The 20,449-nt window shown below is 32.6% G+C and carries 19 protein-coding genes; 6 read left to right on the top strand and 13 right to left on the bottom strand.

Annotation, left to right across the window (positions count from 1 at the left end; all coding sequences use genetic code 11):
- Positions 1-10: 10 nt before the first annotated feature.
- Entirely contained in the window at positions 11-1,264 is a 1,254-nt protein-coding gene (locus tag K5V07_RS05815) for a DEAD/DEAH box helicase (RefSeq protein ID WP_221916738.1), read from the top strand.
- A gap of 270 nt (positions 1,265-1,534) precedes the next feature.
- Here the strand turns inward: K5V07_RS05815 and K5V07_RS05810 are convergent, their stop codons facing one another.
- The 3 genes from K5V07_RS05810 to aroC all read right to left on the bottom strand — a co-directional run bounded on the left by K5V07_RS05810 (position 1,535) and on the right by aroC (position 5,326).
- On the bottom strand, positions 1,535-2,596 hold the full coding sequence (locus tag K5V07_RS05810; protein WP_221916737.1) for a lipopolysaccharide assembly protein LapB: 1,062 nt from the start codon (positions 2,594-2,596) through the stop codon (positions 1,535-1,537).
- 289 nt (positions 2,597-2,885) lie between these two features.
- A complete protein-coding gene (locus K5V07_RS05805; RefSeq protein ID WP_144892169.1) occupies positions 2,886-4,163 on the bottom strand; it encodes a dicarboxylate/amino acid:cation symporter in 1,278 nt (425 codons plus the stop codon).
- Positions 4,164-4,267: 104 nt separating this feature from the next.
- On the bottom strand, positions 4,268-5,326 hold the full coding sequence (gene aroC / locus K5V07_RS05800) for a chorismate synthase (RefSeq protein ID WP_221916736.1): 1,059 nt from the start codon (positions 5,324-5,326) through the stop codon (positions 4,268-4,270).
- A 186-nt stretch (positions 5,327-5,512) separates the two neighbouring features.
- Here aroC and K5V07_RS05795 point away from each other — a divergent pair, with 186 nt between their 5' ends.
- From K5V07_RS05795 to K5V07_RS05780, 4 genes are all read left to right on the top strand, one after another.
- Positions 5,513-6,355, top strand: coding sequence for a UDP-2,3-diacylglucosamine diphosphatase (locus K5V07_RS05795; RefSeq protein WP_144892172.1), 843 nt, complete (start codon positions 5,513-5,515; stop codon positions 6,353-6,355).
- Positions 6,356-6,470: 115 nt separating this feature from the next.
- Positions 6,471-6,977, top strand: a complete 507-nt coding sequence (locus tag K5V07_RS05790) for a hypothetical protein (RefSeq protein ID WP_221916735.1) — start codon at positions 6,471-6,473, stop codon at positions 6,975-6,977.
- Between the two features lie 99 nt (positions 6,978-7,076).
- A complete protein-coding gene (locus tag K5V07_RS05785) occupies positions 7,077-7,505 on the top strand; it encodes a hypothetical protein (protein ID WP_221916217.1) in 429 nt (142 codons plus the stop codon).
- Positions 7,506-7,519: 14 nt separating this feature from the next.
- Entirely contained in the window at positions 7,520-8,371 is an 852-nt protein-coding gene (locus K5V07_RS05780; RefSeq protein WP_221916371.1) for an IS3 family transposase, read from the top strand.
- 20 nt (positions 8,372-8,391) lie between these two features.
- Here the strand turns inward: K5V07_RS05780 and K5V07_RS05775 are convergent, their stop codons facing one another.
- From K5V07_RS05775 to K5V07_RS05730, 10 genes are all read right to left on the bottom strand, one after another.
- Complete coding sequence (locus tag K5V07_RS05775) at positions 8,392-8,847, bottom strand: protease complex subunit PrcB family protein (RefSeq protein WP_221916734.1); 456 nt, start codon at positions 8,845-8,847, stop codon at positions 8,392-8,394.
- Between the two features lie 34 nt (positions 8,848-8,881).
- The gene (gene bshA / locus K5V07_RS05770) at positions 8,882-10,015 is read right to left on the bottom strand and encodes an N-acetyl-alpha-D-glucosaminyl L-malate synthase BshA (RefSeq protein ID WP_221916733.1); all 1,134 of its coding nucleotides are present in this window, start codon (positions 10,013-10,015) and stop codon (positions 8,882-8,884) included.
- A gap of 174 nt (positions 10,016-10,189) precedes the next feature.
- On the bottom strand, positions 10,190-10,813 hold the full coding sequence (locus tag K5V07_RS05765; RefSeq protein WP_221916732.1) for a phosphatase PAP2 family protein: 624 nt from the start codon (positions 10,811-10,813) through the stop codon (positions 10,190-10,192).
- Positions 10,814-10,866: 53 nt separating this feature from the next.
- Positions 10,867-11,349: an ABC transporter ATPase gene (locus tag K5V07_RS05760; RefSeq protein ID WP_221916731.1), complete on the bottom strand. Its 483-nt coding sequence runs from the start codon at positions 11,347-11,349 to the stop codon at positions 10,867-10,869.
- Positions 11,350-11,383: 34 nt separating this feature from the next.
- Positions 11,384-12,010 carry a hypothetical protein gene (locus tag K5V07_RS05755; RefSeq protein ID WP_221916730.1) on the bottom strand — a complete coding sequence of 209 codons (627 nt, stop codon included), beginning with the start codon at positions 12,008-12,010 and terminating at the stop codon, positions 11,384-11,386.
- Positions 12,011-12,012: 2 nt separating this feature from the next.
- Positions 12,013-12,804, bottom strand: coding sequence for a (Fe-S)-binding protein (locus K5V07_RS05750; RefSeq protein ID WP_221916729.1), 792 nt, complete (start codon positions 12,802-12,804; stop codon positions 12,013-12,015).
- Positions 12,805-12,881: 77 nt separating this feature from the next.
- Complete coding sequence (locus K5V07_RS05745) at positions 12,882-14,213, bottom strand: (Fe-S)-binding protein (RefSeq protein WP_221916728.1); 1,332 nt, start codon at positions 14,211-14,213, stop codon at positions 12,882-12,884.
- A 10-nt stretch (positions 14,214-14,223) separates the two neighbouring features.
- The gene (locus tag K5V07_RS05740; protein ID WP_144892190.1) at positions 14,224-15,183 is read right to left on the bottom strand and encodes an MlaD family protein; all 960 of its coding nucleotides are present in this window, start codon (positions 15,181-15,183) and stop codon (positions 14,224-14,226) included.
- A 44-nt stretch (positions 15,184-15,227) separates the two neighbouring features.
- The gene (locus tag K5V07_RS05735; RefSeq protein ID WP_144892192.1) at positions 15,228-16,334 is read right to left on the bottom strand and encodes an N-acetylmuramoyl-L-alanine amidase; all 1,107 of its coding nucleotides are present in this window, start codon (positions 16,332-16,334) and stop codon (positions 15,228-15,230) included.
- A 90-nt stretch (positions 16,335-16,424) separates the two neighbouring features.
- On the bottom strand, positions 16,425-17,594 hold the full coding sequence (locus tag K5V07_RS05730) for an N-acetylmuramoyl-L-alanine amidase (protein WP_221916727.1): 1,170 nt from the start codon (positions 17,592-17,594) through the stop codon (positions 16,425-16,427).
- Between the two features lie 83 nt (positions 17,595-17,677).
- Between K5V07_RS05730 and K5V07_RS05725 the strand changes: the two genes are divergently transcribed.
- Positions 17,678-20,425 (top strand): putative LPS assembly protein LptD, encoded by a 2,748-nt coding sequence (locus K5V07_RS05725; protein ID WP_221916726.1) that lies wholly within the window; start codon positions 17,678-17,680, stop codon positions 20,423-20,425.
- Positions 20,426-20,449: the final 24 nt, after the last annotated feature.

Genomic DNA, 20,449 nt, shown 5'->3' with positions numbered 1-20,449 from the left:
ACCCAAAATTATGTTATTCGAAGAGTTATCATTATCAAAAAGCATACAAAAAGCCGTTTTTGAAGAAGGTTATTTAAACCCAACTCCTATTCAAGAACAATCTATTCCAATAGTCTTATCTGGACGCGACTTAATAGGTTGCGCACAAACTGGAACTGGAAAAACTGCGGCATTTGCAATTCCTATTATTCACCAGCTGCATCGAATTGTGGGGTCTTCAAAAAAAGCCAAACAAATTCGTGCTCTAGTTGTGACTCCTACGCGCGAGCTTGCCGTGCAAATAGGCCAAAGCTTTGAAACGTATGCCAAATATACTAATCTAACTCAGCTAACCATTTTTGGAGGTGTTTCTCAAAATCCACAAGTAGATACTTTAAAAAATGGTATCGATATTTTAATTGCTACACCGGGAAGATTGCTAGATTTACACAAACAAGGGTTTATTGACTTAGATCATCTTCACACATTAGTTCTTGACGAAGCAGATCAAATGCTTGATATGGGTTTTGTGAATGATGTCAAAAAAATAGTAAAGCTTACGCCAAAAAACAGACAAACTTTGTTTTTTTCGGCTACGATGCCAATTGCCATTCGAGAACTTGCCGAAATGTTTTTAACAGATCCTGAAACCGTAACTGTTTCACCTGTTTCCTCAACCGCCGAAAATGTGGAGCAAAGAGTGTACTTTGTAGAAAAAGGGGAAAAAAGAAATTTATTATACCACTTAATCAAGAACGAAAACTTGACAGATGTTTTGGTTTTCTCTAGAACAAAACATGGTGCTGATAATGTAGTCAAAGCGTTGCGCAAAAACAATATTCCAGCCGAAGCTATACATGGAGACAAGTCCCAAAATGCGAGACAACGTGTTCTTGATGCTTTTAAAAACAAAGAAATTGGTGTTCTTGTTGCTACTGATATTGCTGCCAGAGGAATTGATATTGATCAACTTCCAGTAGTAATCAATTTTGACTTACCAAACATTCCAGAAACCTACGTACACCGTATAGGGAGAACAGGACGCGCTGGTAATGGCGGAATTGCCATTTCTTTTTGCGGTAAAGACGAACATACGTATTGGAAAGAAATTCAAAAACTGATAAAAGTAGATGTTAAAACTGTTAATGATCACTCCTTTCATTGGCACTCAGGAAGCCCGGAATCGGCACCAGCATCACAACAAAAAAATTCCAATAGAAGCGGTGGAGCTCACAAATCAAGAAAATCAGCTACATCAAAACAAAATAAAAAACGCTGGTATTAGGTAATTGCAACAACTTAAAAAAAAGTAGTAAAATTTTTGAGAGCGATTTGTGGATTAACTTTGTATGTACTACAAAGATGATCGTACTAGCCGTTGAATTTAATTCTGCTTCGACCATCGAGATAACAACAAAAGCAACCCATTTACGAGTTGCTTTTTTGTTTATTGACATGTTTCTATTGCTATAATTTATAAGTAAGGGCAAGATGCTTGTACTAGCCGTTAAACTTAATTCTGCTTGTGCCAGTTGTTGGCACTTCACTTAGATCGCTAAATTTCACTCAACATATCTTTAAACCATAACAATTCGTCTGTTGTATAATTATTTTTATACATGCTATATTTACTTAGGTAAGCATTATCCCCTTTTTTCTGCAAACAAACTAACTCAAACCCCTCATTCATATAATTCGGACCAAATTTGATTTTTGATTCTTCAATGAATTTTAATGCTTCTAAGTATCGATTTGTTTTGATATAGAACAAGACAATCTGATTATATGCATTAACTTCTTCGAATTCAGCAATTATTTCTTCAAATAAAGTTTCGGATGATTCATATCGCTCCATGTCGTACAATAGCCAAGCTTTTTCCAACTGGGAATCAATAAATTTATTGTTAAGAGACATAGATTTGTCATAGTAAAACAGTCCTTTCTCGAAGTCATTAAGATTGTAATGATTTATATATCCTAAAAAGTAATAGGCTTCTTCTGTTTCAGTTTTCTTAATTGAGCCGTTAAATATTTTCAATGCGTTTTCCGTATCACCGCAGTTTAAGTATGCATTTCCTAAAAAGTTTAGTATCTCTGAATCAATATACGTTTGAGGTAGTGAGATTATGTGTTGGATAATATCAGAACAATTTGTAATTAAGTTTAATCGGTAAGCCCTAGCCAAAATAGCTTCATAAAAAATCTCGTCAATTGCAATCGCTTCCTCAAGATATCCCCATGCTAAATAGTCAATTCCTTTTTTTTCGTACAACTTGAACAGCTCGAGTCTCAACCATTTATTTTTTTTATCCTTATCAACTATTAAGAGCTTTTCTAGCGAGTTAATCAGTGTGTCTATTTCACCATTTTTATTTGAATCAATTAAGCATTTAGTCATTAGAAAAAAAGAATCATTTTCAAGGTTTTTTGGTTGTTCAAAAAAATCTAATTCCTTAACAGCAAATTTAAATTGACCAGCTTTAAATAAAGCAAAAATGTAATAAACTTTTAACTCTGAAATGTTTTTATGCAAATCTGAAACATTTTTCAAATAGTCTAAATCCAATTCTACGTTATCAGTTATATATCTTTCTATTTCATAAATTATTGTTTCCATTCTGCTAAAATTAAAAATTAATTTTGTCGAATCACTGCTATTTCTTTAACCTCCCTACTGACACGATCAAAAACTCTTTAAAGGCTTGTGCGAGCATCTTACACGTACCAACAAATCTAATAAATTCAAATCAATCTTTAATATAGTATGGTCATTGTATACATATTATATACACTACTGAATTTCCAATCTCAAGACGTAAGCTAGGTATTAGTTAGTTGAAACAACTTAAAACAAAAAAAGCAGTAAAAATTTTTACTGCTTTTTTTTATATCAATAAGTGAACTTACTATAAAGAAACCACTTCATCAGCATCATCACTTCCCTCCCATTTCCCTACTACAGAAGTTGCTAAAGCGTTTCCTAAAACGTTAGTCGCACTCCTAAACATATCACAAAAATGATCAATTGGTAAAATTAGAGCAATTCCCTCAATAGGAATATCAAACATTCCGCAAGTTGCGGCAACTACTACTAAACTGGCTCTTGGCACACCAGCAATACCTTTACTAGTAAGCATTAAAACTAACAACATCGTCATTTGAGTTCCTAACGATAAATCTATACCATACGCTTGCGCAATAAATATACTGGCAAATGTCATGTACATCATACTTCCGTCAAGATTAAAAGAATATCCTAATGGCAACATAAAAGATACGATTCTGTCTTTTACCCCAAAGCGTTCTAGCTCCTCAGTAAGTTTTGGGAAAACAGCTTCACTACTTGTTGTTCCAAAAGCAATAATTAACGGACTCACAATACGTTTTAACAATACAGTCATTCTTCCTTTAAGAAAAATATACCCTACAACTCCTAAAACGATCCATAAAGACGAAATACCAATCAAAAAAGAACCAAAGAACTTGAAATAGGTAATGGCTAATTCTTGAAAATCACGCACTGCAAATACTCCTGCAATGGCACCAAATACACCAATAGGTGCAAACTTCATTACAAAATTTACCATTTTTAAAACAATATGTGATATTTTGTCAAATGCTGTAATCACTGGCTTAACGTGATCCCCTAATGAAGCAGCCGCTAATCCAAAAAAGATCGAGAAAATTACAATCTGTAAAATTTCATTCGTAGCCATCGCTTCAAAAATACTTTTAGGAACAATATGTTCTATAAAATTATCGAATGATATGTTTTGTGTTTTTGCAGTCACTTCTGACACTGCCGCTAAATCTACATTGGATAAATTAAGTCCTATTCCTGGTTTCAAAACGTTCACAAAAAACATTCCAAGCAACAATGAAATAAATGATGCTGTAAAAAACCAAGCCATCGCTTTACCGCCAATTCTTCCAACAGCTTTAATATCTCCTAATTTTGCAATACCCACAACAAGTGTAGTAAATACTAAAGGCGAAATAATCATTTGAACCAAACGAATGAAAACTGTAGCCAAAATTTTAATTTTACTACTAAAATTTTGTGCATCTTCTGGAGTTATACTATTATGTATTATAATCCCTAATACGGCTCCAAGAACCATTGCTATCAATATTTGCCCGGTTAATCCTGAAAAAAATGAAGTCTTTTTTGTAGTATGATCCATTAAATTATTTTTAATTACTTGATATTTAGTTACATTGTATTTAGCATAATAATCCATATTTCATGAAATACGATGCTCTTTTTTTTCAATTTATGGAGCTTGCTTTAGTACGTTTTATTTATCAAATAAAAGTCTGCCAAAACAATCGCAGCCATTGCTTCTACTATAGGTACTGCGCGCGGCACAACGCAAGGGTCATGACGGCCTTTTCCTGTCATAGCAGTTATATTTCCTTGATTATCTAAAGATTCTTGCTCTTTCATGATTGTGGCAACAGGCTTAAAAGCAACTCTAAAATAGATATCCATACCATTGCTGATACCGCCTTGAATTCCTCCTGAAAGATTGGTTTTTGTGGTTCCATCAGTATTGTACAAGTCATTATGCTCGCTACCTTTCATTTTTGCTCCTTCAAAACCACTACCAAATTCAAAACCCTTCACCGCATTAATTGATAACATAGCTTTACCTAACTCGGCATGTAATTTATCAAAAACAGGTTCGCCTAAACCCACAGGAACGTTTTGAATTACACAAGATACCACACCTCCTACTGTATCCCCTTCTTTACGGATACCTCGAATGTAATCTTCCATGATGGCAGCAGCTTGTTCATCTGGACAACGTACCGGATTATTTTCAATTTTAGAAAAATCTAATTCTTGGTATGGTTTATCGAGAGCTATTGGTCCTACTTGAGACACGTAAGCATTGATTTTAATTTCGGGTAACATTTGTTTGGCAATAGCACCAGCAACAACTCTAGAAGCCGTTTCACGTGCAGAACTTCTTCCACCTCCACGATAATCACGTACACCATATTTCTTTTCATATACGTAATCAGCATGGCTAGGCCTGTAATTATCTTTTATATGAGAATAATCGTCCGATTTTTGGTTGGTATTTGGAATAACAAAACCAATAGGCGTACCAGTAGTTTTACCTTCAAAAATTCCTGATAAGAACTGAACTGCATCTGGCTCTTTACGTTGGGTAACAATAGCTGACTGCCCCGGTTTTCTTCGAGACATTTCAAATTGTATAGCATCTAAATCTAAAGTAATCCCAGAAGGGCAACCATCAATTATACCACCCAATGCATCACCATGAGATTCTCCAAATGTTGTGATTTTAAACAATGTTCCAAAACTATTTCCTGCCATTTCATTTTGATTTTGAACAAAAGTACCATTTTACTTCAAAGTTCAAAAGTTTAGTGTTTAAAGTTTTAAGCAAGTTCTTAGATTTATTGTTATTAAATTAATATTGTATCGCTAATCTTAACTTTTAATTCAATGTTACTTAATTTATTTTTAATTGTTTTGTTAAACTTCAAAAAATAAAAAACCTTGAAAAAAAGAAAAGTAGAAGTGGTTGTCATATCCGATGTGCATTTGGGCACTTTTGGTAGTCATGCCAAGGAACTCCTTAATTATTTATCCTCTATTAAACCTAAAATACTAATTCTAAATGGAGATATTGTTGATATCTGGCAGTTTAGAAAATCATATTTCCCAAAATCACATTTAAAGGTTATTCAAAAAATCATCAGTTTTGCCTCAAAAGGGACAAAGGTGTACTATATTACTGGAAATCATGATGAAATGTTACGCAAGTTCAGTGATATCTCCTTAGGGAATTTTGCATTGGTAGATAAACTCATTTTAACATTAGATTCAAAAAAATTATGGGTTTTCCATGGGGATGTATTTGATGCCTCTGTGCAACACTCTAAATGGATTGCAAAATTAGGCGGTTTAGGCTATGATTATCTTATTTTGATCAATCGGTTTGCAAATTGGTGTTTAAAAAAACTAGGGAAAGAGCCGTATTCGTTTAGTAAAAAAATAAAAGCTAGTGTAAAAAAGGCGGTAAAACACATTTCTGATTTTGAGAAAACTGCAACTGAATTAGCCATTGAAAAAAAATACGATTACGTTATTTGCGGACATATTCACGAACCAAAAATCATCAAAAAAGAAACCAAAAGTGGCTCTACACTCTATCTAAATTCTGGAGATTGGATAGAAAACCTCACATCTCTTGAATACAATAATAAAAGGTGGAAATTATTTCATTATAGTGAGATGAATTTTGAGGAAGATGATAATCTTTTTGAGATGGAGGACCTCATAGAGACTCAATCTATTGCGAATAAAAAAATATTTGTAAAGCAAAATTTGGTTAAATAGCACATTAAGACCTTTAAACAACTTGATGTGGAAATTATGAAACTTTTACATAAAATTTTACAACGCAATTAACAAGTAAATAAATAAATTTGCTAAATAATTAAAACAAACAAAAATGAAAAAGATTATTTTATCTGCAGTAATGTTAGTAGCATTATCATTTACAGCACAAGCACAAGATATTTCAAAAAACGCTTTAGGTCTTCGTTTAGGAGATAGTGATGGTTTTGGTGGAGAAATTTCATACCAAAGAGGTCTTGGCGACAACAACCGTTTAGAATTAGATTTAGGTTTTAGAAACAGCAATAACGTTGATGCTTTTAAACTTACAGGTTTATACCAATGGGTTTGGAACATTGATGGTGGTTTTAACTGGTATGCTGGTCTAGGTGGTGGATTAGGAAGCTGGAGTTATGATAATAATTTCAATAATAACAATAACATCGATGATAGCGGTACATTTGCTTTTGTTGCTGGAAATTTAGGTCTTGAATATAACTTTAAAGAAGCTCCTATTCAATTAGGTCTTGATATTAGACCAGAACTTTACTTTAATTCTGATAATTTTAGAGACGATAGTTTTGCTCCAGATTTAGCATTAAGTATTAGATACAGATTCTAATCAACAGATTCATAAAAAAAGAGGCTATTTATTCGTAAATAGCCTCTTTTTTTTATTGAATGTCCCGTCCTGAAATAGCGATACACAAAAACAATCGTTATGGAAGAATACACGAATTATGTAAAGCGCACCCAGCGAGATTACAGCATGTCCTTAAAACTTCAAATCGTTAGAGAAGTTGAGCAAGGTAGTTCATCAATTACCCAAATTAGAAAACAATATGGCATTCAAAGCCATGCTACAGTTCTGGGCTGGTTACGAAAATTTGGTAACTTTGATTGGGAAAACCAATCCCCTTTGAATATGGCAAAGTCACCCGAACAAAAAATTATGGAACTTGAAGCCCAAGTCAAGCTATTAGAAAAACAAAAGGCTCTTTTAGAACGACAAGCTTACGTTGCAGATAAAAAAGCAATCTTGTTTGACATGATGATTGATTTAGCTGAGAAAGAATATCATATCGATATCCGAAAAAACTCTGCACCCGAACAATCGCCCGCTTTAGAGCAAAAGAACAAAAAACAGTAGCGTTTACCTGTTATTTGTTCGGGATAGACAGACAGGTTTATTATCGAAAGACTAGAAGAATAGCATCCAAACAAAACAAAGCCAAAGAAGTGATTTTGATGGTGAATAATATCAGGAAGACAATGCCTAGAATAGGTACTCGAAAACTATATTATCTTTTGTTGGATAAACTTCAATTAATGAAAATTGGAAGAGATAAGTTCTTTGATATACTCAGAGCCAATCATTTATTGATACATCCTAAACGAAGTTATCATGTAACGACTAACTCACATCATCGATTTAATAAACATCAAAATCGAATTCTAGATTTAGAAATTAACAGACCAGAGCAAGTTTGGGTCTCTGATATAACCTATATAGGAAAAAGAGATAATCCTTGCTATTTAAGCTTAGTCACAGATGCTTATTCTAAAAAGATTATGGGATATTATGTTGCCGATAACATGAACACAGAAAGCAGTTTGAAGGCTTTTAAAATGGCTCTTAAACACAGAAACAACAAAAACTTACCATTGATACATCATTCAGACAGAGGGATTCAATATTGTGCTAATGACTACCAAAAGCAACTTAATAAAAATAAAATTCTATGCAGTATGACACAAAACTCTGACCCTTATGAAAATGCAGTGGCAGAAAGGATCAATGGTATTTTAAAACAGGAATTTAGGATTGACAAATACAATCAAAAAGCAGAAATCATGCAAAAAATTGTAAAAGAAGCTATTGATATCTATAATGAAATCAGACCTCATTATTCTAATTACATGCTTACTCCAAATCAGATGCATCACCAAAACAAAATTAAAATGAGAACCTATAAAACAAAAAACAGTAGCAAACCAGAGCTTGCTACTGTCTAAAATTGTACTTTTATTTTTTATTAATCCTGTATCACTTTTTCAGGACTAGACAGAAAAATAATTTCTTTTTTCGAGTTAATCTTCACCACACAAAAAGGGTTTGTCAAGGCTTGTGTAACCATTCCGCCTGGCTCAGGTGCCATTTCTTTTACCTTAATTATAATTTGAGTAGGTGTTTCTACTACGCTCTCAACATTTATACTGTAACCGCCACTTGTTTTTTGACCCATATTGAGAATCACAAAATTCGAGTTTTGTAAATCTGTAGGTTTAATGCTGTTTTTAAGATTTTCATCTTTTTGAATCATTTTTATTTCATTTGGCTCTGATAAAATTTCATAAAACCGAATAGCAGCACCTCCATAAGTCTGTTCTGTTAGTACTTCATATAACTTTTTTGAATCAGCTATTGCTGGCTTACCTGTTGCACATGAAAACAAACTTATCATCATAACACCCATAACTATTTTATTCATGTTTTAAAAATTTAGATTTCCAATACCACTTTGATTATTTGTATTTGTTAATAGCTTTTAGATACAAAGCTTCGTACAAGGGTAAAATGTTTTTGATATCAAATTGTTTAGCAACTTCAAAGGCGTTTTCTTTAAACACTGCTAATGTTTTTTCATCTTTTAGTATTTTCAACGCATTAAGAGCCATTTCGTCCGTATTTCCCACATCACTTAAATATCCCGAAACACCATCAAAATTCACCTCGGCTAATCCACCAGAATTACTAGAAATAACTGGAACATTACAAGCCATTGCTTCAAGTGCCGCAAGTCCAAAACTTTCCGTTTGTGAAGGCAACAAAAACAAATCTGTGAGACATAAAATCTTATCAATTTCATTACTGTTACCAAAAAATATCACCTTATCCTGAATACCAAGTTCTTGACAAAGAACCTCTGCTTTTTCTTTTTCGGGACCGTCACCCACCATCATAAGCTTCGCAGGAATCTCTTTTTGAATGTTATAAAAAACTTTAATCACATCAGGAATTCGTTTTACTTTTCTAAAATTACTAATATGGGTAATGATTTTCTCATTCTCTTTAGCCATGATTGACCGTTGGCAAGGAAAATTAGTATCGGTTTTATTTTTATCCAACTCTATAAAATTAGGAATGACCTCAATTTCATTTTTTATGTTGAATAATTTTAAGGTATCGTCTTTTAAACTCTGAGAAACCGAAGTTACAAAATCAGATTTATTGATACTAAAAGTTACAGCAGGTTTATAAAAAGGATGGTTACCTACAAGAGTTATATCAGTACCATGCAGTGTAGTTACCATAGGAATATTTATTCCCTCGTCCTTTAGCATTTGTTTTGCCATATAACCTGCATAAGCATGCGGAATAGCATAATGCACATGCAACAATTCTATTTGATGCAACTTTACCATATCTACCAGTTTACTGGATAGCGCTAATTCATAAGGCTGATAATGAAACAAGGCATATTCAGGTACATTAACCTCATGGTAATGTACATTTGGACTTAGCAATGCAAGACGCACCGGTTGTCTATAGGTAATAAAATGAATTTCGTGACCACGTCTCGCTAGTTCAAGACCAAGTTCTGTGGCTACTACGCCACTACCTCCAAAAGTAGGATAACAAACAATTGCAATTTTCATGAAAACTATTTAATACAACGAAAGTAAGTAAATTTGAATTGAGTTTCCTGAAATTAATGTTAATTACCATTCATTAAAGTAACTTATTCAAAAAAAGAAGTGGAAGTTTAAAAAAATGAAAAAGAAATGTCTACGGAAAAAAAATAAATAAGTACTATTAAATAAAAGGGCTTTTTATTTAACACCTTCTATTTTTCTAAACTTTTTCTTATTCAACCATTTATTAATCTTAAAGGTAGCAAAAGCAGATCCAGCACCAATAAGCGCACCTGCTGCCACATCACTGGGATAATGAACACCTAAATGCATTCTAGAATAACCCACACTACTTGCCCATAAAAAAGAAGGTACAATGACATACCATTTAGGATACGCCATACTTAATGAGGTTGCAGTAGAAAAAGCAATAGAAGTATGACCTGAAGGAAAAGATGTACCCGTAGATGTTACAACTGGAACAATATCTGAATAAGTGTCAAACGGGCGTGCTCTATTAACAGCTACTTTTAATGCTTTTGTAATAAAAGCATTTACAAGAAATGCTTCGCCAATAAAAATTGCTTTATGTTTAAGTGTACTATCTTTCTTTATTAACCCAATAGAATACATCAGTACTGGAGTTGCAATACTTACTGGTACGGCACTATTTGTAATATTGTTAAATTGAGAATCAAAATTTTGATTGCGTTCAACGTGTATAGCTCTTAAAACTTTTATATCTAGATTTTGAGAAAATAAGTTGCTAAAACCTATCAAAAAAAAGAAACAATATAGAATTTGAATTCTTGCTTTCTGCATTCAACGTTTTTTTAATATTTAGTTTTAAAGACTATAATTAAGTAAAAGTATTTTTAAAAAAAACGACTGTGCCAACTATCCATAGCAGCAACTTCCCAAGATTCATTAAATTCTTCAATAGTGTTTACCAGGTTATTAAAAACTACAGTGTTTTCAGTAACCGCTTTGTCTTTCACCATTTTTTTGAAATCAATTAGCGTTTTATGAGCAATGTGTTCTCCTAACTTAAAAGTCACATTCATTTTATCTAATAAATCAACCGTATATTTTTGTTCTAATGATTGAATGAACTCTACAGAAGCGTCTATGGAGCAACCTGTAGCTGCTTGTACTTCTTGATTTACAGCAATAATTATAAACCTATTGTACTTTAATAGATAAGAAGATTCTAAACTAGTTCCATGTGCTGCCCATTGCTCTAAGAAAGATTGTAATGAAGTTTCTATTTCAGCAAATTCAGCATCAGAGAATTTTCTATTGGATTGATAAATCCAAATTCTAGAATCTTCGGGTAAGTTTTCAAAAGGGACGTACATATAATTGTATTTGTAATTTCAGGGCAATTAGAATTTATTGACGCTGTATATCTGTTAAAATTTTAAAATATTTGAATTTATTTGTTGCTACATCAAAAAGTTCAATCTCAGTGTAACCAACTTTTACAGAATCTTTAACTTTAAGTTCATTATTAGTCAATACAGATGCTGTTTCAAAGTAATCCAATAATAAAAAACTATAAGCTCTTCCGTTTTTATCTTTTACCAATAAAGAAACAAATTGATCTTTTTTAATAGCGGTAACTTGACCTTCTATAAAAACATCCGCGGGTTCATCAACTACAAGTTCATCTTCACTTTCATCACCAATATCTTTCTGAGTTGATTTGCCTAACTCTAGAATAATTTCGGGGCAGTTGACTAACATTTTTAGTGCTACTTTCTCGCCCATTTTTCGCATTCCTTCTTGATCATCAAACTGAATCTTATCCTCTTGCTTGAATTCATTTATATGACTCGTATAACTTTGAATCATACACAACCCTACTTGAGTTTGTAATTCTTTCTTATCTAGTTTTTGATAATCTAATTTTTTTGTTACAAGACAAGCACAAGTTTCTTTACCAATAATGTCATACATGTCTTGAGAAAAAGAATTTGTACTGAAAATTAAAACAAGTGCTATAATTATTTTTTTCATCATTACAAGTCTTGAGCATTGGCAATAAGCTCAGCTATATCCATTACCTTGACATCACTTTCTCTTTCTTTGTTTTTGATACCATCTGTCATCATCGTATTACAAAATGGACACCCTGCGGCAATAATATCAGGAGCTGTCTCTAATGCATCCTCTGTTCTCTCAATATTAATTTCTTTATCTCCATTTTCAGCATCCTTAAACATTTGTGCTCCACCCGCACCACAGCAAAGTCCATTAGCTTTTGATCGTTTCATTTCAACAAGAGCTGCATCAAGTTTCGTTATTAAATCTCTAGGAGCTTCGTAAACGTTATTGGCTCTACCCAAATAACAAGGGTCGTGAAAAGTTATACGCTTTCCTTTAAATTGACCACCTTCAATAGTAAGTCTACCATCATCAAGTAGCGATTTCAAAAATTCTGTATGATGTATTACTTCATAATGTCCTCCTAGTTCTGGATACTCATTTTTGAGCGTGTTAAAACAATGAGGACAAGCAGTAACTATTTTTTTTGCTTCATAACCATTCAAAACTTCAATGTTCATCATGGCTTGCATTTGAAACAAAAACTCGTTTCCAGCTCTTTTTGCCGGATCTCCTGTACAACTCTCTTCGGTTCCTAAAACAGCAAAAGAAACATTAGATCTATTTAAAATCCGAACAAAAGCTTTCGTAATTTTTTTTGCTCTATCGTCAAAACTTCCTGCACAGCCCACCCAAAATAAAACTTCTGGCTGCTTTCCTTGAGCTAACATTTCGGCCATGGTTGGCACTATTAAATTTTCTGACATACTTTTTTATTAATTCGGTTATATGATAATTTGTGTTTGTATTAAAAAAATACAATAATGAAATCCGTTACAATGGATTATTCATTTTTCCAATTTAATCTATCTTGTTGGTTGTATTGCCATGGTGCACCATTGTTTTCAATATTGGTCATCATAGCATTTAATGGCATTGGTGCAGCACTCTGTTCCATTACTAAATAACGTCTCATATCCATAATAATAGATAAAGGACTGATGTTTACAGGACACTCTTCAACACAAGCGTTGCATGAAGTACAGGCCCATAGTTCTTCTGCAGTAATATAATCATTCAACAACGATTTATTATCTGGTATGAAAACACCTTTATTCGCATCTATATTTTTTCCTACTTCCTCAAGACGATCTCTAGTATCCATCATGATTTTTCTAGGAGATAATTTTTTACCTGTATTGTTTGCAGGACATGAAGAGGTACATCTTCCACATTCTGTGCAGGTATAAGCATTTAACAACTGAACCCAGTTTAAATCTTGCACATCACTAGCACCGAATTTACTTGGAACCGCATTTGGATCTACTGGTGCTGCTGCAAAAGGATCGGCATTAGGATCCATCATTAATTTAACTTCATTGGTAACCGATTGTAAATTATCAAATTTACCTTGTGCATTCAAGTTAGCAAAATACGTATTTGGAAAAGCCAATAAAATATGAAGATGCTTTGAAAAATAAAGATAATTCATGAAAATCAAAATCCCAATGATATGCACCCACCAGAAACCTTCTGATAATAGCATCACTAATTCATTTGAAAGTCCATTAAAAATAGGCTCAATAAACTGACTCACTGGAAAAGATCCTGCTTTTATAAAATGTCCGTAACCTCCTGGAACGTTTTGTAAATGCAAATCAGAAGCGTTCATTAATAAAAATAATGTCATCAACACCACTTCAAAATACAAAATGTAATTAGCATCACTTTTAGGCCAGCCTTTTAAATCTGAACTTACAAATCGCTTTAATTTAATAATATTTCTTCGGCTCCAAAAAGCAAAAACAGCCACTAAAACTAAAACAGCAAGTATCTCAAATGAAGCAATTAATACATTATAAGTAGTTCCCAAGAAAGCAAAAACTCTATGTGTACCAAAAAGTCCATCAATAATAATTTCTAACAACTCAATGTTAATGATTACAAAACCAATGTAGACTATAATGTGTAAAATCCCTGCTACTGGTCTCCTTACCATTTTTGATTGTCCTAGTGCTATCATGGCCATATTAGTCCATCTTGCTTTGGGATTATCCGTACGATTAACATCAGTTCCTAAATTGATATTCCTTCTTATTTTTTTGATACTTACAAAAAAATATCCGAAACCTATTGCCAATATTATGGCAAATAAAATATTGTCTAAGTAGCTCATTTTAATATATTTACTTTATTTGAATAGAATCTTTTTGTGCTCCTACGTATGGCTTGTTTTTCTTTCCAAACACTGATATATTTACATATCTAGTAGGATACAATCTAATATCTTGAAGAAGTAATTCCAACTCTTTGGTAGAAGTTTTAATATTTTGATAAAAAGATTCGTCTTTTAATAATTTCCCTATTGTACCATTTCCAGACTCTAAATTACGCATAATTCCATCTACACGTCCTAGAGTAGTATTTAGGTTCTTCACTGTTTTACCTAAATCAGCTTTGTTTAAAGAATCTGAAATTTTTGAAAAGTTGACTGAAACTTTATTCAAGTTAGTAACAACACCGTTTATTTGTGTTTTGTTTGTAGCTAATAAATCATTCACACTAGTTGAAAGTTTATGAAACTCAGCCACTGTTTGACTCAATTCAGCAAGAGTCAATTTGATATCAGCTTGACCTTTTTGATCTAAAACATTATTCAATCCAGAAATTAGTTTATCTGTATTACCTAATAATTTTTCAAGTTTATCTTGCAAAGGCGCTAATTGATCCCCTACTTTATCGGTTAAACCAAGCTTAATTCCACTTTGAAAAAACTGACCTTCAACAGCTAATTCTTTATCATTAAAATTAGGCATAATCGCTATTTGCTTTCCGCCAATAAAACTTGGCTCATACAATGATGCAACACTACTTTTTGTAATAGGAAAATCAGTTTTCAACTGTAACTCTACAAGCAATTTACCTGTATTCGCATTAATAGTAATACTGTTTACTTTACCTATAATCAAGCCATTAAGAGTTACTGGAGCCGATGATGTAAGACCTTCAACACTATTATATTCAACAAAAAAGGTTTTGTAATCTGTAAACAAGTCTTTTCCTTTTAAAAAACTGTAACCCCAAATAAAAAGTGATATAGATGCAATTACTAAAATTGCAGTTTTAATTTCTCGTGTTATTTTCAAAATTCAAGTATTTTTTACAAATTTAATATAAAATATTTGACTTGTTATAATAATTTAAGCGCTTCTTTAATACTAATGTTTTTTCCGTTCTGAAACGCTACAATATAAGCAGTTGTATATCCTTTTAATTGAACCTTTTTTAAATTTTCTTTTGCTATTGCATACGTATTTGCTTCTCCATAGAAATAAGTGAACAAAGATCCAGAACTTGATTGAACTGAAACGTCTTTCAAACCTTTAAAATTTTGAGGCTTTAAATCCAACTTTTTATTGCCAGATGCAAATTGTATTTTAAAAACAACATTAGTTTTAGATGGTTTCGAATTTATATCTGACAAAGGCGCCTTAACTGTTATTTTTTTATTTACAGAGGAGGATTTCGTTTTTGAAACTTCTTTCAAATCATCATTGTCATTTGAAGAACTTGTATCAAAGTATTCTTTTTTGTAAGCTATTATGGCAGATGCAATTGCTTGGGCCATGTTTTTTTGTCCTTCCGCCGAGTTGAGATAAGTCCCCTCATTTTTATTGCTTAAAAAACCAAGCTCAATTAAAACACTTGGCATGTATGCAGCATCCAACACCCACAATGGAGTTTGTTTGATACCTCGAGATTTTCTGTTGAGTTTGTGTATAAAATTACCTTCTATTTTTGATGCCAATCGAATACTTCGATCTAAGTAATCTTCTTGTAAAATTTTTAAACCTATTAATGTTTCTGGATTTTTTGGATCAAAACCTTTATAGCTTCTTTTATAATCCTTTTCTAAAAGTATAACTGAATTTTCTTGTTTGGCAATTTCAAGATTTCCTTTGCTTCGGGTCAAACCCATTACAAATGTTTCTGTCCCGTATGGAACTGGATTATTTACTGAATTACAATGAATGGAAATAAACAAATCTGCATGCAGACTATTTGCTTTGTGAGGTCGGTCTTTGAGTTCAATAAAAACATCTGATTTGCGGGTATGAATTACCTTAATATCTGGATCTTCATTCAACTGCTTTTCGAGTTGCAAAGTCGTTTTTAGTGCAATTTCTTTTTCTATAAATCCATGGTAGGAATTTCCAGGATCTTTACCTCCGTGGCCAGCATCAAGGATAACAATAAATTTATTTTTAGATTGAGAAAAAACAGCTATGCTTGCCATTAGAAAAAAAACGACACATTTTGTTTTTATTTTTAAAACGCTATGCAAAATATATAGGTGTAAAATTATTAGGATCCTTTTTTGGAGGATTTATTTAAGGGCATCTTTAATACTGACTTTCTCACCATTTTTGTAAGCAATTAAAAAAGCAGAGCTGAAACCTTTATCTTTTGCGATTTTCAAATCTTTCTTAGCTGCTTCATAATCCGTTGTATTTCCATACAAATATTTAAAATATTTATTTTCGGTAATTACAGAAATAGCATCTAGCCCTCTAAAAGTTTTTGAACTTGTATCTAAGTTTGTCAAACTAGCCATCAATTGGACTTTATAAACTGTTGATGCATTATCATTAGCCGCGGGTAAAACAGCTGCAGGATTAACTCCAGATTGTATATTTAGTGTAGTTGGCGTTTCGATAATTTCATTAATAGGTTTTTCTATTTTGTCTTGGGGTAATACTTCTTGTGTATTTTCAATTTCATTAGTCCCATAATATTCCGCTTTATAGCTAATAATTGCATCCGAAATAGCTTTTGCTATCTGGTTTTGACCCTCTTCAGAGTTTAAAATATTACCTTCTATGGTGTTTGAAATAAACCCCATTTCAATCAAGACCCTAGGCATATAGGCTTTATGCAATACCATAAAAGGAGCCTGTTTCACCCCTTCTCCCCGTATTTTTTTTCCTAAATTTTCAAATGCATCCTCCACTTTACTAGCAAGTGAAATACTGTTATCTAAGTATTCTTCTTGCATGAGGGTCATACCAATCATGGTTTCAGGTGAGTTAGGATCAAAACCTTCATATTTTTGTTTATAGTCCTTTTCCAAAGTAATTACAGAGTTCTCTTTCTTGGCTGCCTCTAAGTTTGATGAAACTTTACTCAAACCCATCACATAGGTTTCAGTTCCGTCAGCAAGAGTGTTTCTATTTGCATTACAATGTATGGATACAAATATGTTTGCGTTAAATCGATTTGCAATATTGGCTCTTTCAATCAAATCAATAAACACATCTGTTTTTCGAGTATAATTGACCTCCATATAAGGAGTTGATTCTAAAATTTTACCTACTTTTAAAACAACCGCTAATGCAATATTTTTTTCGATCCTACCTTCATAAACTGCCCCAAAATCATGTGCACCATGACCCGCATCTAGCGTTACCTTAAAGTTACTTGATTGACTAAAACCTAAAACGGAATTCATCAACAAAATAAAAGATACCAATAATTTATTATTACTTGAAAAAGACATGTTGTGATACGTTAATTTAATTAAAAGACTACAGTTATAAAATTATTAATTTGACTATTTTTGACCAAAAATAATCTGTAAGTTTGACTCCTCAAAAAATAGGCCATCATTTTACAAAAATAGCATTTAAACCTTTGCATACAAACTTATTTAATATCGTTTTAATATCTATTATCCTATCAATAGGTTCAGCTACAACATACGCGCAAGATATCAATAAAAAGAAGCCGAATGTAAAAGCTCAAAATAAAATTGATTCCGAACCCAAATCATCTTTTACAATTAAAAAGGATGATAATCTTGCTGTAAAAAAAGTAGACACTATTAAGATTGATACTGTAAAAAGCAAGAAAGTATTTTTGAACGGGAAAGTACGTTACAAAGCTAGTAATTATGTCAAAATTGATCAAAAGAGAAAATTAATCACACTAAACGATCAAGCGGAATTATATTATGAAGATGTAGAACTTAAATCTGGTATAATTGTACTTGATTATGAAAAAAATGAAGTCTATGCAGGAAGATTAAAAGACTCCGCAGGTGCTTACATTCAATATCCTAATTTTAAGCAAGGTGCCAATGTAGTAGAACCCGATTCTATTCGGTTTAATTTTAAAACAAAAAAAGCGCTAATTTGGAATTCTCGTTCAGATCAAGGCGAATTCAAAATCAAAGCTGCAGTTACTAAAAAAGAAAATGACTCCGTATATTTTTTAAAAGGCGCCCGTTTTACCACTTCAAAAGATGTAGACAATCCTGAATATTATTTCCAAACCAATAAAGTGAAATTTATTCCCGGCAAAAAAGTAGTTACTGGATTAACTAATATGGTTATTGCAAATGTGCCTACTCCTATTGCGCTGCCTTTTGCGTTTTTTCCTATGAGCAAGGAAACCAGCATTTCGGGTTTAATATTACCTAGTTACAACGACTCTAACAACCGTGGTTTTTCTTTGCAAAACTTAGGTTACTATTTTGCCTTGAGCGATAATTATGACTTAACCGTATTAGGAGATTATTATACCAATGGTAGCTATGGGATGCGTTTTGAGTCAAGCTATGCCAAAAGATACAATTACCGTGGTAACATCAATGTGCGTTTTGAAAATTTAATCAATAGTGAAAGAGGGTATCCTGACTATTCTAAACAAAACATTTACAACATCCAATGGTCCCATTCAAAGGATACAAAATCCAGTCCAAATTCTACTTTTTCAGCTTCTGTGAATTTAGGAAGCAGCAAATATTTCCAGCAGTCCATTAATCAAGTTAACATAGGATCAAACCTAAACAATACACTTAGTTCTTCAGTATCTTATTCCAAAACATTTACTTCAGTACCACAAGTGCGTATGTCATTGACAGCTACACATTCTCAAAACACACAAACAGAGGAAATCAACATGACCTTACCTACTCTACAATTAAGCGTAGACAGAATGTATCCTTTTGTAGGTAAAGACGGAGTGAGAAAAGGTTTTTTTAAGAATATCAATTTACAATACAACCTAAACGGTAGAAATAGTATCGTAACTAATGACTCTTTATTTTTTAAACCCCAGATGTTTCGTGATGCAAAAATAGGTTTTCAACACAGCATCCCGTTGAGTACAAATTTTAAATTATTCAAATATTTTAGTGCTACTACATCAATGAATTATGAAGAAATTTGGTATATAAAAACGATTAACAAAAGCTTTGATATAGAACAAAATCGAGTAGTTGATAGAACCGTTAATGGTTTTGACGCTTTTAGAACCTATTCTTTCTCATCAAGTGTAGGAACAACAATATATGGAACGTTCAATTTTGGTGAAAACAAAAAAATAAAATCAATTCGTCACGTAATGAGGCCCTCCATTTCTTATGGGTACACACCAAGTTTTGAAAAATATTACGATACTTATGCTGCCGATGGTTCAGGAAAAATGCAAAAATATACCCGATTTGAAAACGGAATTTATGGTGCACCAGGATTAAACAATTCTAATATTTTAGGTTTTGATTTAAGCAATACGCTGGAAGCAAAGGTAACAGACAAGGACAGTACTAAAGTGGAGTCCAAAAAAATAATGCTACTTAACAACCTTAACTTTTCTACATCATACAACATGAATGCCGATGGTAAAACAACATTAGCATTAGCACCAATTCGAGTAAGTGGTGGTACAAATTTACTAGATAATAAAATGAATGTCAATTTTGGAGCCACTCTTGATCCTTACGCTATTGATAATTCGGGTAACCGAATAAATGTGTTCAACATCAATAACGGTGGTAGTCTTTTTAGAATGACGAGCTCTAATATGACTATAAATTATGCCATTACAAGTCAAGGAAAAGACAAAACAAAGAAAGATAAAAATTCATTAAGCAAACGAAATGGTGGTAGAGAAGACGATTTATTTGGGACTAATGTAGATCTTGGCGATAGCCGTAGAAGTTTATTTGACGAGGATGAAGAAAATGAAGAAGAAAACACAGAATCTGAGTTTTTTAATTCCAAATTACCTTGGGACATGACATTTGCTTATTCCCTAACGTATGGAAACAATAATCGAGAAAATGAAATCATAGGAAACTCAATTATGATATCTGCCAATGCTGACATAACGCCCAAATGGAAAGCTGGTGTATCAACAGGATATGATTTTGTTCAAAAAGGAGTTACGTTCACTCAGTTGCGTTTTGAGCGTGATTTGTTAAGCTGGCGAATGGATTTTAACTGGTCCCCTTTTGGTACAAATGCAAACTGGGGTTTCTTTATCGGGATAAAATCTGGTGTATTAAGTGATATCAAATGGGATAAACGTAGTACTATAAACAGGTAACTTTAAAACTAATTCAAATTAATG

Source organism: Flavobacterium sp. CHNK8 (assembly GCF_019774515.1).
Lineage (GTDB): Bacteria > Bacteroidota > Bacteroidia > Flavobacteriales > Flavobacteriaceae > Flavobacterium > Flavobacterium tiangeerense.
The sequence above is the reverse complement of the archived record's forward strand: the minus strand, read 5'-3'. Positions and strand labels throughout refer to the sequence as shown.